Here is a 14,841-nt window from a genome sequence, read left to right as displayed (position 1 = left end):
GTGGTAATATAGCAAAATTGAACGGAGGCGGACCAATGTTACTTAAATATCGTAGTGATTATCAAAAAATTGCGATGGGCCTGCTCAGTTTGTTACCGACTTTCAAGGACTGGGACCGGTTGCAACGTGAGCTGGCCTGGTATCAGGACGGCACGGACCGGACCTTGTATCTTTGGAAGGATGAACACGATGACTTTGCCGGGATCTTGGGGACCGAAACGCAGGGAGATTTTTTGATCGTGCGGTTGATCACCTTGATGCCGGATAAACAACTGACCCGCAACACGTGGCAGATGTTGGACCAATTGGCGACGGCGGTGCCGACCAAGCGGTTGATGGGCACCATAACGACCGCCAAGATTATTGCAAAATGGGAGTATCACCATGGACAAAGCCACGCACAACGGGCAGCCACTGATTCAGGTCAGTGACTTTGAAGGCCCGCTAGATTTACTGTTACATCTAATTAAAACTAACGAAATGGATATTTACGATATCCGGATTACCACCATTACCAGCCAGTATCTGACCTACCTGCACCAAATGCAGACGTTGCGGTTAGATATTGCCGGGGAGTATTTTGTGATGGCGGCCAACCTGATGGCCATCAAGGCTAAACTATTGTTGCCCAAACCGCAAACCGTGGCGTCCGTCGATGAAGACGTGGCCGACGATCCCCGCGAAGAACTGGTGAACCAATTGTTGGAGTACCAACGCTATAAGCAAGCGGCCCAGGAATTGAAGCAGCGCGCAGCCGCCCGGCAACGACACTTCACCCGTCCAGCGATGGCGGTGCCCGATACGGTGGCGTTGACGGTGGCACCGGGCATTCAACCCGCCGACCTGCAGAGTGCCTTGCAGCGGTTGGTTCATCGCGCCATGGTGGCCAAGCCGGTCACGCAAAGCATTCACCAGGAACACTTTACCATCAAGCACCAAATGCAAACGGTGCTCACGCGGTTGAAACGCGCGGCGGGGCCGGTCGACTTCGACGGCTTACTGGCCAAGCGCCCAGTCATGGAAGAAATCGTCACCACCTTCTTGGCGGTGCTCGAATTGGCCCGGCAACGTCAGGTTCGTCTGCAACAGGCCGGCCGCTTAGCACCGTTACAAGTGAATTTTCTAAAAATGGAAGGAAGTTATACCCCCGATGTCACCTCTAGCACAGATTGAAAGTCTCCTGTTCGTCAGCGGTGATGAAGGGATTACCGTCGCCGATCTGGCCGCGGCCACCGGTTTGATGCGGCCCGCCATTTTGGCGAGTCTGGAAAAGCTGGCACAGAAATACGCCGCCGATACGGATTGTGCGCTGGAACTGATGGTCAATGATACCACCTACCGCTTGGTCACCAAGGCCGACGTAGCGCCCGTGATCAAGCACTACTTTGAGAACCCGTTGAGCACGAGCTTGTCGCCGGCGTCACTCGAGGTGTTGGCCATCATCGCGTATCGTCAGCCGATCACGCGAATTGAAGTCGATGAGATCCGCGGCGTTCAGAGTGCCTCGACCGTGCAAAAGCTGGTCTTGCGGCGGTTGATCGAAGACGCGGGGCGTTTGGACGAACCGGGTCGGCCAAAACTGTATCGGACCAGTGACTACTTCTTAGACTACTTTGGGTTGCAGCAGCTGGCCGACTTACCACCACTGCCCGCCGCAGCGACCCCTAGCGAGTCGGCGACCGACACGGACGGCGGCGATTTATTCTTACAGGCCTTTAACCAACAGCTCAACCAATCAGGAGATGAAAGCTAATTATGGAACGTTTACAAAAAGTTTTGGCCCACGCCGGGGTCGCTTCACGGCGGCAATCCGAAAAATTAATCATGAGTGGCCGGGTGCGCGTCAACGACACCGTGGTCACGGAACTAGGGACCAAGGTCGGCGTGCACGATAAGATCGTGGTCGATGGTGTCCCGGTCACCAGCGAGGCTCCCGTGTACATCATGTTGTACAAGCCGCGAGGGGTCATTTCGACCGCCAACGACGACAAGGGCCGCAAGACGGTGGTCGACCTGGTGGAAAATGTCAGTCAGCGCATTTATCCCGTGGGCCGGTTGGACTACGATACCTCGGGGTTGTTGTTACTGACCAACGATGGGGAACTGGCCAACCGCTTGACGCACCCGAAGTATGAAGTCGAGAAGACCTACATCGCTAAGGTCACGGGAACGCCGACCAATGACGCGATGAAGACGTTGCGGCAAGGCATTACGGTGGACGGTGAGACCTATGCGCCGGCCAAGAGCAAGATCATCAGTTCTGACCCCAAGAAGAAAACGGCGATCGTTTCGCTGACGATTCATGAAGGGAAGAACCACCAGGTCAAAAAGATGTTGGCGGCCATGAACTTGCCCGTGGAAAAGTTAAAGCGGGAACAGTATGGCTTCTTGACACTCAAGGGGTTAAATGCCGGGGATTACCGGCCGTTGAAGCCAGAAGAAGTCAAGGAATTGCGCAGATTGACCGGATTGGCGTAAGAGCAACGGTTGACAGCGCTCGCAATTCTTAGTATATTATGGTTGTAATAAAAATTTGGTTCATCTTCAGGGCAGGGTGGAATTCCCGACCGGCGGTAAAGTCCGCGACCCGCGCGAGCGGTGGATTCGGTGCAACTCCGAAACCGACAGTATAGTCTGGTATGCAGAAGATGGAGACGTTGCTTTTTGCGCAAACAATTTTACGTAAATCCCAAGGTCTTGCCCTTCTGTGGTAAGGCCTTTTTCTGTGCTTTACCACGAGATGACCGCAAGGAGGAACAAGTATCATGGAAAATAGTCATAGCGGGTTAAAGGTTCGGTCGATGGTTGAGATGGCCCTGTTCGCGGGGTGTGCGTACGTCTTGATGTTCGTGTCAGTGCCGATCATTCCCATCGTGCCGTACATGAAGCTGGATCTCAGCGATCTGGTCGTCTTATTAGGCATGAGTCTGTTCGGTCCTGCCGGCGCCGTGATGATTGCGGCCGTGAAAGAATTACTGTACTTTGTATCGACCGGTATGGACATCGTAAACTTCATCGGCGTCTTGACGGCCTTCATTGCTGACATCGCCTACATCTTGCCCATCAGTTACGTGCTGAAACGCAAGCAAGCAGACGCGCAACCGACCCTGTCGCGGCAAATCGGTGCCGTGGTGGCCGGAACCTTGACCTTGACGGTGGTCTTGTCTTTGGCCAACTGGTGGGTCATCACGCCGTTGTACCTGAAGGTCTGGGGCATGTCACTGGGATTGCCAGTCAACAAGTTGATCTTGTTAGGCGTCATTCCGTTCAACCTCTTGAAGGGGGTCATCTTGGGGATTCTCTTCATCTTATTGAGCCGGCGGATGGCACCATGGCTGGCTAAGCATACGCTGTCATAAGGCGATTAACTGAAGGTTGAACCTAAAATTAAGGCGTTGATTGCTGTAACGACGGTGTTCTGTCCACTCAAATTGGTGAAACCAGACGCCTGCGTCAGCCAGGGTTCCGCCTGCTCTGGGGAACACCTCCAGCCTGGGGAGCGGTCTTCCGGTTCGCTTGAAAGCCTGGCAAAGACCGCCAGTCTCTCAAGTCGTCCCGCGCTGTAGGCTGAGACAAAACCTCAGCCAACACTGCCGACACAGCTGGCTCCACCCTGGCTGCCTCCGGCAAGGTGGAGGTTATCAGTAACACTGTGTTAATGAAAGACTAGTTGTCAACGTAACTACTATCTGGGGTTAAGACGATTGTTACCAACACGCACTACCGTAGCCGAGAGTTCGCCAAATATGGGTTCAGCCGTGGGAGTTGCCTTAGCGGCGCGGTTCATGCCGCTTAGGCAACTGGCGTCTTTGAGACGTGGGTTGCGGCTCAAAGCGAGGCGTCGAGACCGACCTTTGGCTCGGCCCGTCCGCCCCCGCGTTCCAACCCATATTTGGCGAACGGTAGGCGGCCAGTTCGTATTATGTGGCTGTAAACGACTATTTTTGACGCCATGAGTCGCATGCTAACAGTAGTTCCAGCTAATTTCCGTCTTTCAACCTTCAGGCGATTAATCACAAATTTAAGCAAATCAAGGACTGGCGGCTTGCCGGTCCTTTTTCTATGGTAAACTGGGAACAGACATTTTACACCAGGTAAGCGCCACATCATTAAGCATGAAAGGGGGGGCCACCGTGGAGGCCGTGGATTTAGGGCAATTGTTAAGCGCGCAGCAGGATCGCCGAATTCGGGTGATTGAAAATCTTTTGCGGGGCAAAAAAACGGTGTCGACCCTGTATTGGGGGCAGCGCTATCGGCTGTTGCCCTTGTTGAATTTGGACAAGCACCTCCAGCGGGGTGGCTTAGATGACGCCATTCAAGAGCTGCAACACCGCGGCTGGGCGACCGTCGATGGCGACCAGGCGACGGTGCGGTTGACGGCAGCAGGCGAGCAGCAATTGGCCCAACGTGCCTATTATCGCCCCGTGACCACCGATCAGTGGGTCAATTTGGATCTAGTCGCCGCCCGGCAGCGGCTCTTATTGGCGGTACAGGTGACCTCGCAATTTGCCCACAGCACCGCGCGCTACTATCCCTTGGCGACGGATCAAGAGACGCGGCGAGCCGTGCGCCAGTGGTTTCATCGACGAAAGAGCCCAACGCTGGCACCACAATTAGGGGCGGCGCTAACGCACAGTCTCCAGCAACTGCCCGGACAAACGGCCGGGGTGGTGACCGACCAGTTCACCGGCTTTGGTCAACCGGGCTTGACCAGCGAACAGGTGGCGGCCGCCCATCAGTGGACCGTTTGGGAGGTCCATTTGATGCAGATCGACGGGGTGGTCCAGATTGCCCAAGACGCCCGCCAGACCGACCATCCGCTCCACGACCTGTTGGGGCCACTGTGGCAAGTGCCGATTTCGCGCAGTGCCCAGGCCACGCTGACTGCCGTAGAAGCGGGTGGGGACCTGACGCGCGTGGCGGCGATCCGCAAAATCAAGCTGAGTACCGTGCGCGAACACCTGTTGGAGGCAGCTATCATGTTGCCACTACGGGATTTTCCCTATGAACGTGTCTTGCCGCCCCAAGTCCGCCAAGATTTTGCGGCAGTCTTGGCGGGGTCAGTGGACGACTGGCAGTACACTAATTTACCGGAAGACCTGCAGACCCGATATGATTTCTTTTATTTTCGACTATTTGCCATCTGGCAGATCAAGGAGGCGACCGCGTGATGGAACCGTTGACGACCAGTTTGAAACGCGTCTTTGGCTTTGAGCACTTCCGCTCCGGTCAAGAGCAAGCGCTGACCAGCCTAGAAAATGGTCACAACACCCTGGCCATTTTGCCGACCGGGGCCGGAAAAACGCTGATCTATCAGTTGTACGGCTACCGTCACCCGGGGTGCGTGTTGATTGTGTCGCCACTGTTGTCACTGATGAACGACCAGGTCAATCGGATGCGCATGAGCGGGTTCAAACGGGCCGCGGCGATTACGTCGCAGACGCCGTTTGGGGAACGCCTGAGCATTTTAAACCATTTGAACCAATACCAATTCTTATTTCTCTCACCGGAAATGTTGGCGCAACCTCAGATGCTGGCCCGCTTGCAGCAGATCAGACTCAGCCTGTTGGTGGTGGACGAGGCCCACTGTATCGTGCAGTGGGGCCCGGACTTTCGCCCCGAGTACTTGTTGTTGGGGGCGATTCGCGAAAAGCTCCACCACCCGTTGACCCTGATGCTAACGGCGACGGCGGGCCAACAGACCCGTGCGGAAATCGCCAAACAGCTGCGTAGCCAGCCGCAGGTTGTCACGGAGTCGGTCAACCGGCCGAATATCTATTTGGATGTCGAAAACGTGGCGGACGAGGCCACCAAGCAGTCGCGCTTGCAGGACCTGGTGGCCCATTTACGGCGGCCGGGCGTCGTGTATTTTTCCAGTAAGCAACAGGCCACGGATACGGCCCTGTGGTTGCGCGATACGACGGGTGTCACGGCCGCGGCTTATCATGCCGGGCTGGATGCTGAGGACCGCTTCAAGATCCAGCAACAGTTCATGGCGGGCCAACTCGACGTCATCTGTGCGACCAGCGCCTTTGGCATGGGCATCGATAAGGATGACGTGCGCTTTGTGATCCACTACCATTTGCCAGCCGACTTGGAGAGTTACGCCCAAGAAATTGGCCGGGCTGGTCGTGACGGCCACCCCAGCGTGGCAATCTTGCTATACGCTCCGGGCGATGAACAGTTGCCGCTAGCCTTGGGGCAGGCCAACCGGCCCGAGGTCGACACGATTCAGCGGTACTACGTCCACCCCCAGAACTTTGCGGCCGACGATCCCCAGATTCAGCTACTGGCTTTTTATCGATCGCATGGCATCAGTGAAGACGCCGTGGTGCGGCTGTTTGCCAGTCGGGAACAGGAGCGGAATCACGCGTTGGCCCAAATGTTGGCGTACGTGCGAACCGAAACTTGCCTGCGGGCCACGTGGCTGCAGGCGTTTGACGAGACCAGTCCAGCCCACACGGCGCGGTGTTGTGCACCGGGCAACGTGGCCCTTGACCTGGCGGCATTAGGCCTGACTCGTCAGGCAGCGGCGCCCACGCCTGAAGCGGTGCCGTGGCAGGAGCGGCTGGCGCGGTTGTTTTAGAGTGGGTAAGTGGTCCCCCCAAAAAAATTGTCAACGGATCATAGCTTAATGTTGACATTTCAAGTGCCATTAGCGATAATTGGCGTAGTGATAAGGATGAACGAAAAGGCCGTGCCTTTCTCATCATCCGTTTTTATCACCCTAATTCTGATTGCTTGCTAAAAGCAATGAAGTGGTTATGAGCGCGCCACGTTCCCCCGCGGGTGGGTTATCCTAGCGTTAGCCGCATGGGGCCGAATCCATGATTGCGCTCTTTTTTTGTACATAAGAATGGATGTGAAAAGTTGTCGACAGAACGGGAATTGAAGACTATTTTTGACAGCTTTAATCGCTTATTTAATGGTCGAACCTTACTGCTTTCAACTTCGTACGTTCATCTAGAAGACTTTTACATCCGCTTTGATACGTTACAATTATGTCATCTACTGGGTTTACACAAAATCTATCGCGACTCTGCTAAAGTGATGTATCAAAAGGTTTTGGCAGGTGAAATAACGTTGGCGAAGCTTAAGAGAAACCAACATTATGGTGAAATTAAGGATAGATTGGAAACATTGATTTTCTCCGTGAAGGTTTCATTGATGCGCCCTTTAAGACCTGCATCTTAGTTGCGAAGACTGATAACCAAAATTCGATGAGGCTGGACCTGGTCTTTAAAGGAAATCGAAATTCGCGTAAATTAGTTGTTGGTTTACGACGAGTAGATAAGGAATTACAGCCCGTGGTATTTGCCCCAGTGACATTTTTTGTGACTAAGAGTAAGTATTTTGATTATCGGCATTCCAAGCGAATAGAAATTGTGGGCTTTGAATGGCTTAATTAAATAGGGTGGGCTACTTTGCCATGCGCGACGGCGAGTGGCTTTTTTAATTTTGATTTCTGCGTTGACATACAATAGCAGGACTTGCTAGAAAAAAGTTACGGTGAACTGAGACAAATACAGAAAGTCACTAGCTGGGCATTCCGAAAAATAGTTAAGATATTCTAAGAAATCCCGACATGGCAACATTTTAGGTAATTATAGCTATCGAAAACATCGTGCCCGTGGTACAATTACGGGTGAAAGTTTTTCAGGGAGGTTAGATGATGAGTCAGAAGCGTGACGATCAAACGTCGAAGGAGCAAGAGTCCCACCCGTGGGATCAATCGTTTGCCGATGATCGCGACGATCAGGGTAACCTGTCACGAACGAAAATGCGGCGACAAAACCACAGCAACACCATGGTGACCGTTATCTTAGTTGCCATTATCATTGTGATTGCGGCGGCATCATTGGTTTACGGTTTGGCGCGCCAAAGCGCAGTTAATCGGCCCCAGAATACGGAAAAGGTGGCGGCTAGTTCCTCCAGCTCATCCAGTAAGGCCAAGAGTTCGAGCCACAAGAAGAAGTCTTCTTCAAAGCGGTCTTCTTCAACTGTGGCCAGTTCCAGCACACCTAAGAAATCCACGACTTCAACCACAACTGCTAGTTCAGCACGAACGACTAGCAGTTCTTCGGCTACCACGAGTTCGGCGGCCCAGAGCAGTACGACTACTAGCACGAGCAGTAGCCAGCAAACGACCAGCAGTAGCACGAGTAGCGCCACGACGGGTGAAAAGTACGCCACGGTCGAATCTGGTCAGGGGGTTTACCGGGTGGCCACCAACGCGGGTATTTCCGTGGATAAGTTGTTGGCTTTAAACGGCTTGTCTTCCGGTGCTTCACTGCATCCAGGACAGAAGTTACGGGTTCGTTAAGCGTTAAAATTATTTTGATAGGAGTTTGGTTTTCATGGAGAAACAAGGATTGCAAGTTGCCATTGATGGCCCCGCATCGGCCGGCAAGAGTACGGTTGCCAAGATCGTAGCCCAACGTTTTCACTACATTTACTGTGACACAGGGGCGATGTACCGGGCAATTACCTGGAAGGTGTTACAAGCAGGCGTCGGTTTGACCGACGAAGCAGCCGTTAAGGCCTTGCTGGATCAGATCACGATTCGTTTTGAACCGGGGACCCCGGAACAAAAGGTCTTCGTTGACGATACGGAAGTCACGTTGGCCATTCGCCAACCAGATGTCACGAATTCTGTGTCGGCGGTTTCTGCCTTACCCGCAGTGCGGGCCGAATTAACGGAACGGCAACGGCAGATCGCTGATGCTGGCGGAATTGTGATGGACGGTCGTGATATTGGGTCCACGGTCTTGCCCCACGCGCAAGTCAAGATCTTCTTGGTTGCCAGTGTGGACGAACGGGCGCAACGGCGTTTGAAGGATAACGCGGCCAAGGGCATCGATACGCCGCTGGCAACCCTGAAACACGAGATCGAAGAACGTGACCGCAAAGACTCCACCCGGAAGGTCTCACCACTGACGCAGGCGGCGGACGCAATCCGCTTGGATACCACGTCTATGAGCATCGAACAGGTGGCTGACAAGATCGCAGAAATCATCCAGAAAAAAGAATCCTAGAGAAATAGGCATTTTACTAGCTTTTACTAGCATAATCAGCTAAAATAGTATATAGAGTTGTCGCAAGGAGGAAAAATTCGCATGAGTGAAAATGGCACGAGTCAAAACAATGAAAATAACGATCTGTTAGATGCTTTAAACAGCATCGACACCGTTAAAGTTGGTGACGTTGTTAAGGGTGAAGTCTTAGCAATCGATGATGACCAACAAGCAATCGTTGGGATTGCTGATACTGGCGTTGAAGGGGTTGTTCCCAAGAAGGAACTCTCAACTAAGCCAGTTGACGATATTAAAGAAGTAATTAAAGTCGGGGACGTATTAGACCTCGTCGTAATTTCTAAGATTGGTTCCGATAAGGAAGGCGGCAGTTACTTACTGTCACAACGTCGTTTGGAAGCCCGTAAGGTTTGGGACGACATCCAAAAGGAATTTGAAGCAGGTCACACGTTGACTGCCCCTGTTACCCAAGTGGTTAAGGGTGGTTTAGTGGTTGACGCCGGTGTGCGTGGATTCGTTCCTGCATCCATGGCTTCAGATCACTTCGTTGAAGACTTATCTCAATTCAAGGGCCAAACCCTGGAATTCAAGATCGTCGAAATCGAACCTAGTGAAAACCGTCTGATCTTATCCCACCGCGCAATTGTTGAAAAGCAACGCGCTGCTCAAAAGGAAGAGATCATGTCCAAGTTAACGGCTGGGGACATCGTTGAAGGTAAAGTTGCCCGTTTGACCAACTTTGGTGCCTTCGTTGACCTTGGTGGCGTTGACGGCTTAGTTCACGTTTCAGAAATCGCCTTTGAACGGGTTGAAAAGCCTAGCGATGTCTTGAAGGTGGGCCAAGAAGTTAAGGTTAAGGTCTTATCTGTAGATCCAGACCGCGACCGGATTTCCCTTTCCATCAAGCAAACCTTACCAGAACCTTGGGACGGTATCGAAGAAAAGGCCCCTCAAGGCAGTGTCTTGGACGGGACTGTTAAGCGCCTGACTAGCTTTGGTGCCTTCGTTGAAGTTTTCCCAGGTGTTGAAGGCTTGGTTCACATTTCTCAAATTTCTCACCAACACATCGCAACGCCTGCTGACGTTTTGAAGGTTGGTCAAGAAATCAAGGTTAAGGTCTTAGATGTTCGTCCAGACGATCACCGTTTGGCATTGTCCATCAAGGCTTTGGAAGAAAAGCCACAATCAGCTGACGATTCTTCTGAAAACCACAGCAACAACAACCGCGGTCGGAACAATGGCGGCAACAACCGTCGTCGTAACAACCGGAACAGTGCAGAAACTTCAACGGCTAACGCCCCAGAAGAAAGCACCGGTTTCTCTTTAGGTGACCTCATTGGGGACAGCTTGAAGAAAGATATGGAAGATAACGAAAACAACTAATACGTTTGGTTGAAGAGGGTTTGGAACGGAACTTTGTTGGTTTCGTTCTGAACCCTTTTCATGTCACTTAACGTTATTTTGAAAAGGAGGGATTTATTGTGGCATTTCCAATTGTTGCCATTGTTGGCCGGCCTAACGTAGGTAAATCCACGTTGTTCAACCGCATCGCCGGCGAACGGATCTCCATTGTTGAGGATACGCCCGGGGTCACGCGGGACCGGATCTACACCCACGCCGAATGGTTGGGGACCGAGTTTCGGATGATCGATACCGGGGGAATTGACCTCGGCGATGAACCATTTTTGACGCAAATTACCCAACAGGCCGAAATTGCAATCGATGAGGCCGACGTCATCGTCTTTATCGTCAGTGCACCTGAAGGGGTGACCGACGCCGATGAAAAGGTCGCCAAGATCTTGTATCGGGCGGATAAGCCGGTTATCTTGGCCGTCAACAAGGCCGATAACCCCGAGACCAGAGAAACGGTCTATGACTTCTACTCCCTGGGCTTCGGTGATCCGTACCCCGTTTCTGGGGTCCACGGGTTGGGGCTAGGGGATCTCCTGGACGCTGTCGTCAAGGAATTCCCTGACGATGATGGTGCACCCAAGGATGATTCCATCCGCTTCAGTCTGATTGGTCGGCCAAACGTTGGGAAATCCTCACTGGTCAACGCCATGTTGGGTGAAGACCGGGTGATTGTCTCCAACATCGCCGGAACGACGCGTGACGCGGTCGATACCAAGTTTACGGCCGAGGATACTAAGTTCACGATGGTCGATACGGCCGGAATCCGGAAACGCGGGAAGGTCTACGAAAATACCGAACGCTACAGTGTCATGCGGGCCATGCGCGCCATCGATGACTCCGACGTCGTACTGGTGGTCTTGAACGCCGAAGAAGGTATTCGTGAACAGGATAAGCGGGTCGCGGGTTATGCCCATGAGGCTGGCCGGGGGATCATCATCCTGGTCAACAAGTGGGACACCTTAAAGAAGGACAACCACACACTGACGGACTTCCAAAACCTGATTCGCCAAGAGTTCCAATACCTCAGCTACGCGCCGATCGTCTTTGTCTCGGCAAAGACGGGGCAACGGCTGGAACAATTGCCAGCCATGATCAAGCGGGTCTCTGAGAACCACAACAAGCGGGTCCAATCGGCCACGTTAAACGATGTGATCATGGACGCCATTGCCCTGAACCCGACGCCTTCCGACAACGGCAAGCGGCTGCGGGTCTACTACGGTACTCAGGTCGCCGTGGCGCCACCAACCTTCGTGGTCTTCGTCAACGACCCGAAGATGATGCACTTCTCCTATGAGCGTTTCTTGGAAAATCAGATCCGCGAACACTTCGATTTCGAGGGGACCCCAATCCACTTGATCGAACGCGCACGGAAGTAGGAAAAGGGGCTTAAGACCAGCATTTTTGCCATTTTTTAATGATTTCTTAGTAAAATCAGTGATTCTGCAAGTTTTCTTGCTAAAAAATGGCGTTATCCCTTGTCATATAAGGCTTCCTGTGCTATCTTTGATAAAGAAATGATGCGGTTGACCGTATTTGTTTCATCATTTTTGGACCACTCAAAAATGATCACTAGATGGCATTCATCTAATCTTCTATTCAGGAGGTGAATTCAAAATGGCAAACAAAGCACAATTGGTTAGCGACGTTGCAACTGCAACTGGCTTAACTAAAAAGGACGCAACGGCTGCAGTTGATGCAGTTTTCGATTCTGTCCAAGCAACTTTAGCTAAAGGCGAAAAGGTTCAATTGATCGGCTTTGGTAACTTTGAAGTTCGTGAACGTGCAGCTCGTAAGGGCCGTAACCCACAAACTGGACAAGAAATCCAAATTCCTGCAAGCAAAGTACCTGCATTCAAGCCAGGTAAAGCTTTAAAGGATGCTGTTAAGTAATTATTCTTAATTATTTAACGCTTAAAAAGAGTCAGTGCGGTGTCTGCCGGGCTGGCTTTTTTGTGGTGCTTAACCATTTTGACGGGTCAACCGTGATGCCAGCGAATCGTTAAGTCCCACTTTTACGCCAATGGTGGTAAGATGGTGGGTGCTGGTTAAATCGACTAAAAATGAGTCACACAGAAAAAATGGAGGCGGGTTATGAGTTACGCAGAAACGGCACTGGACCAATTGGAAAAGGGGCAACTCGAGGCATTTAAGAAGCAGTACGCCTTGTCCCTGCGCCACGACGATGACGATACCCTGTTTAGCCTGGGTGAGGAACTGTATTCCCTGGGATTTCTCAATCAGTCCCGACGCATTTACGAAAAATTATTGAAAAAGTATCCCGATGAAGATGAGCTGCGGACCAACTTGGCCGACATCGCCATCGATGAGGATAAAAACGACGAAGCCTTAGACTATTTGAACCAGGTCAAGCCGGATTCCCCGGCGTACGTCGAATCCTTGATGGTGGCCGCCGACTTATATCAGACCCAGGAGTTGTTCGAGGTTAGTGAACAAAAGCTCCTGACGGCGAAGAAATTAGCCCCTGACGAGCCCGTCATCACGTTTGCCTTGGCGGAGCTGTACTTCACCATGCGCGAGTTCAGAAAGGCCATTCCGCTGTATTTAGACCTGATCACGGCCGGCACCACCGAGTTGTCCAAGGTCAACCTGGTGGAACGGCTCGGGGTTGCCTATGCCAATGCCGGGCGGTTTGAACAGGCCATCGGCTATCTCAAGCAGATTCACCCGGGGGACATGACCCCGGATGTGAAATTTGAAACGGCATTCACCTACCTGCAGCTCAAGGAACGGACCACGGCCATTCGGCTCTTCGAAGAACTCAAGGACAGCGATGCACATTACACGTCTTTGTACCCGTACTTGGGTCAGGCACTAGAAGCGGAAAATCGGCTGCCAGAGGCGCTTAAGGCACTCCAGGAGGGCTTGGGCGTGGACCAATACAACGAGAAACTCTGGTTGCAGGCGGCCCACGTGGCGACGCGCCTGGACGATGAGGCGTTGGCTGAAAAATACCTGACGCACGGGCATCAACTGGATAGCGACGACTTAAGTGCGGTCATTCAGCTCAGCAACCTTTACGTGAAGCAGGAGCGGTGGCAAGAAAACGTGGATCTGGTCCAACCGTATGTGAAGAGCGACGATGCCGATCCGCAGTTGTACTGGAACCTGGCGATCTCGGCCGAACACCAAGAAGACTTTGAAGCGGCACGGAAGTATTACGACGCAGCTCAGCCATTCTTCATGGACCAGGCAGACTTCTTGAAGCCAGCCATCTACTTCTACCGCGAAGAAGGGGCCAGCGACCAGGTCATCAAGTTACTGCACGCTTATTTACAAGTCGTGCCGGACGACGATGAAATGGCGTTGATGCTAGAGGGTTACGAAGACTAATCAGGAGAAGAAGCCTGTTGCGGCGGGCTTCTTTTTTAATCGCGTGAACACACAATAATTACTTTAACTTAGAGTGCAAAAGTAAAAGCAACCGCAAAGCCCGCGGTTGCCAACCCAGTTCCTAGTGCTTTAATTTGCCCAGCCAACCTTTCTTGGGCACCTGAAACGAGAAGCCTTCACCCAGCGCTTCATTGACGTTGATAATAGAGACGAAGGCCTTGTCGTCGTGGTGCGCGATGATTTGCCGTAACCGGTGGAGTTCACTAGGCGCGACCACCACGTAGAGCAACTTGCGGGCCTGATGTGAATAGCCACCTTCGCCATCAATCAGGCTCACGCCGCGTTCCAGACGGGCCATGATGTCGTCGGCAATTTCCTGGTGCTTGGGGGAAATGATGATGACGCCGCGGGCCGCATACGCGCCTTCCTGCGTGAAGTTGACGATGCGCGCGAAGATGTAGGAATAGATCAAGGTGTAGGCCATGTGCTGTACATCGATGTAGACCAGCGAGATCAACAAGACCACCACGTCCAGGTAGAGCAGGGTGCGGCCCATGGGCACGCCCCGGAACCGTTCAAAGATCCGGGCGATGATATCGGTTCCCCCAGTGGTCCCACCGTAACGGTACAGGAGGCCAGACCCGAAGCCCCCGATGATCCCAGCACCCAAGGCCGACAGCAATAGGTCGCCGTGTAGCTGAATGACGAAGGGCACCCGTTGCCAGATCCACAAAAACAGGGACAACATAATCGTGCCATAAATCGTGTAGATCAGCGATTGGCGACCCAAGAACCGCCAGCCAATCAAAATGAGGGGCACGTTGATCAGAATCGTCGAATAGGCCGGGTCGATGCCAAATAAGGCCCGCAGAATCAAGGTAATCCCGGAAATTCCGCCATCGGCCAGGTGGTTGGCGATGTTGAAGAAGACCAACCCGAAGGCAAACATTGCACAACCTAAACCGATCATGCATAAATCTAGTAGACGAACTGACTCGTCTTGTGGTGCCATAAGACTCACTCCCAACGGTAAAAGTACTGTCAT

Annotated in this window: 15 protein-coding genes and 1 riboswitch; of the genes, 14 read left to right on the top strand and 1 reads right to left on the bottom strand. The window is 52.6% G+C overall.

Annotated elements, in window-relative coordinates; all coding sequences use genetic code 11:
* The first annotated feature begins 35 nt into the window (after window positions 1-35).
* From LKH74_RS01390 to LKH74_RS01330, 14 genes are all read left to right on the top strand, one after another.
* Window positions 36-431, top strand: a complete 396-nt coding sequence (locus LKH74_RS01390; RefSeq protein WP_287707883.1) for an N-acetyltransferase — start codon at window positions 36-38, stop codon at window positions 429-431.
* Window positions 385-1,173 (top strand): segregation and condensation protein A, encoded by a 789-nt coding sequence (locus tag LKH74_RS01385; protein ID WP_287707884.1) that lies wholly within the window; start codon window positions 385-387, stop codon window positions 1,171-1,173. The genes LKH74_RS01390 and LKH74_RS01385 overlap by 47 nt, the downstream gene beginning before the upstream one ends.
* Entirely contained in the window at window positions 1,151-1,753 is a 603-nt protein-coding gene (gene scpB / locus LKH74_RS01380; RefSeq protein WP_287707885.1) for an SMC-Scp complex subunit ScpB, read from the top strand. The genes LKH74_RS01385 and scpB overlap by 23 nt, the downstream gene beginning before the upstream one ends.
* Window positions 1,754-1,755: 2 nt before the next feature.
* Window positions 1,756-2,478 (top strand): pseudouridine synthase, encoded by a 723-nt coding sequence (locus tag LKH74_RS01375; protein WP_287707886.1) that lies wholly within the window; start codon window positions 1,756-1,758, stop codon window positions 2,476-2,478.
* A gap of 58 nt (window positions 2,479-2,536) precedes the next feature.
* Window positions 2,537-2,654: riboswitch (FMN riboswitch) on the top strand.
* A 111-nt stretch (window positions 2,655-2,765) separates the two neighbouring features.
* Window positions 2,766-3,359, top strand: coding sequence for an ECF transporter S component (locus tag LKH74_RS01370; RefSeq protein WP_287707887.1), 594 nt, complete (start codon window positions 2,766-2,768; stop codon window positions 3,357-3,359).
* 774 nt (window positions 3,360-4,133) lie between these two features.
* Complete coding sequence (locus tag LKH74_RS01365) at window positions 4,134-5,171, top strand: helix-turn-helix domain-containing protein (RefSeq protein ID WP_287707888.1); 1,038 nt, start codon at window positions 4,134-4,136, stop codon at window positions 5,169-5,171.
* Window positions 5,171-6,586 (top strand): RecQ family ATP-dependent DNA helicase, encoded by a 1,416-nt coding sequence (locus LKH74_RS01360; RefSeq protein WP_287708060.1) that lies wholly within the window; start codon window positions 5,171-5,173, stop codon window positions 6,584-6,586. Before LKH74_RS01365 ends, LKH74_RS01360 begins: the two co-directional genes overlap by 1 nt.
* Before the next feature lie 245 nt (window positions 6,587-6,831).
* Entirely contained in the window at window positions 6,832-7,194 is a 363-nt protein-coding gene (locus LKH74_RS11925) for a PBECR4 domain-containing protein (protein ID WP_353845635.1), read from the top strand.
* A 478-nt stretch (window positions 7,195-7,672) separates the two neighbouring features.
* Window positions 7,673-8,323: a LysM peptidoglycan-binding domain-containing protein gene (locus tag LKH74_RS01355; RefSeq protein ID WP_135367843.1), complete on the top strand. Its 651-nt coding sequence runs from the start codon at window positions 7,673-7,675 to the stop codon at window positions 8,321-8,323.
* 34 nt (window positions 8,324-8,357) lie between these two features.
* A complete protein-coding gene (gene cmk, locus LKH74_RS01350) occupies window positions 8,358-9,035 on the top strand; it encodes a (d)CMP kinase (protein ID WP_167850157.1) in 678 nt (225 codons plus the stop codon).
* An 81-nt stretch (window positions 9,036-9,116) separates the two neighbouring features.
* Complete coding sequence (gene rpsA / locus LKH74_RS01345; RefSeq protein ID WP_125576829.1) at window positions 9,117-10,415, top strand: 30S ribosomal protein S1; 1,299 nt, start codon at window positions 9,117-9,119, stop codon at window positions 10,413-10,415.
* Between the two features lie 98 nt (window positions 10,416-10,513).
* A complete protein-coding gene (gene der / locus LKH74_RS01340; protein ID WP_135367844.1) occupies window positions 10,514-11,821 on the top strand; it encodes a ribosome biogenesis GTPase Der in 1,308 nt (435 codons plus the stop codon).
* 238 nt (window positions 11,822-12,059) lie between these two features.
* Window positions 12,060-12,335, top strand: a complete 276-nt coding sequence (locus LKH74_RS01335) for an HU family DNA-binding protein (RefSeq protein ID WP_011667553.1) — start codon at window positions 12,060-12,062, stop codon at window positions 12,333-12,335.
* A gap of 201 nt (window positions 12,336-12,536) precedes the next feature.
* Window positions 12,537-13,796, top strand: coding sequence for a tetratricopeptide repeat protein (locus tag LKH74_RS01330; protein ID WP_287707892.1), 1,260 nt, complete (start codon window positions 12,537-12,539; stop codon window positions 13,794-13,796).
* A 121-nt stretch (window positions 13,797-13,917) separates the two neighbouring features.
* On the opposite strand, the gene LKH74_RS01325 is transcribed toward LKH74_RS01330, so the two are convergent.
* Window positions 13,918-14,808, bottom strand: a complete 891-nt coding sequence (locus LKH74_RS01325; RefSeq protein ID WP_287707893.1) for a YitT family protein — start codon at window positions 14,806-14,808, stop codon at window positions 13,918-13,920.
* Between the last annotated feature and the right edge of the window lie 33 nt (window positions 14,809-14,841).

Origin of the sequence: Levilactobacillus sp., from assembly GCF_022646225.1 — a bacterium.
Classification (GTDB): Bacteria; Bacillota; Bacilli; order Lactobacillales; family Lactobacillaceae; genus Levilactobacillus; species Levilactobacillus suantsaiihabitans.
The sequence above is the reverse complement of the archived record's forward strand: the minus strand, read 5'-3'. Positions and strand labels throughout refer to the sequence as shown.

Coding starts and splice junctions, on each gene's coding strand:
- LKH74_RS01370 (WP_287707887.1), top strand. CDS start 2,766: ATGGAAAATAGTCATAGCGGGTTAAAGGTTCGGTCGATGGTTGAGATG.
- LKH74_RS01360 (WP_287708060.1), top strand. CDS start 5,171: ATGGAACCGTTGACGACCAGTTTGAAACGCGTCTTTGGCTTTGAGCAC.
- LKH74_RS01390 (WP_287707883.1), top strand. CDS start 36: ATGTTACTTAAATATCGTAGTGATTATCAAAAAATTGCGATGGGCCTG.
- scpB (WP_287707885.1), top strand. CDS start 1,151: ATGTCACCTCTAGCACAGATTGAAAGTCTCCTGTTCGTCAGCGGTGAT.
- LKH74_RS01385 (WP_287707884.1), top strand. CDS start 385: ATGGACAAAGCCACGCACAACGGGCAGCCACTGATTCAGGTCAGTGAC.
- LKH74_RS01330 (WP_287707892.1), top strand. CDS start 12,537: ATGAGTTACGCAGAAACGGCACTGGACCAATTGGAAAAGGGGCAACTC.
- LKH74_RS01375 (WP_287707886.1), top strand. CDS start 1,756: ATGGAACGTTTACAAAAAGTTTTGGCCCACGCCGGGGTCGCTTCACGG.
- LKH74_RS01355 (WP_135367843.1), top strand. CDS start 7,673: ATGAGTCAGAAGCGTGACGATCAAACGTCGAAGGAGCAAGAGTCCCAC.
- cmk (WP_167850157.1), top strand. CDS start 8,358: ATGGAGAAACAAGGATTGCAAGTTGCCATTGATGGCCCCGCATCGGCC.
- LKH74_RS01325 (WP_287707893.1), bottom strand. CDS start 14,808: ATGGCACCACAAGACGAGTCAGTTCGTCTACTAGATTTATGCATGATC.
- LKH74_RS01335 (WP_011667553.1), top strand. CDS start 12,060: ATGGCAAACAAAGCACAATTGGTTAGCGACGTTGCAACTGCAACTGGC.
- rpsA (WP_125576829.1), top strand. CDS start 9,117: ATGAGTGAAAATGGCACGAGTCAAAACAATGAAAATAACGATCTGTTA.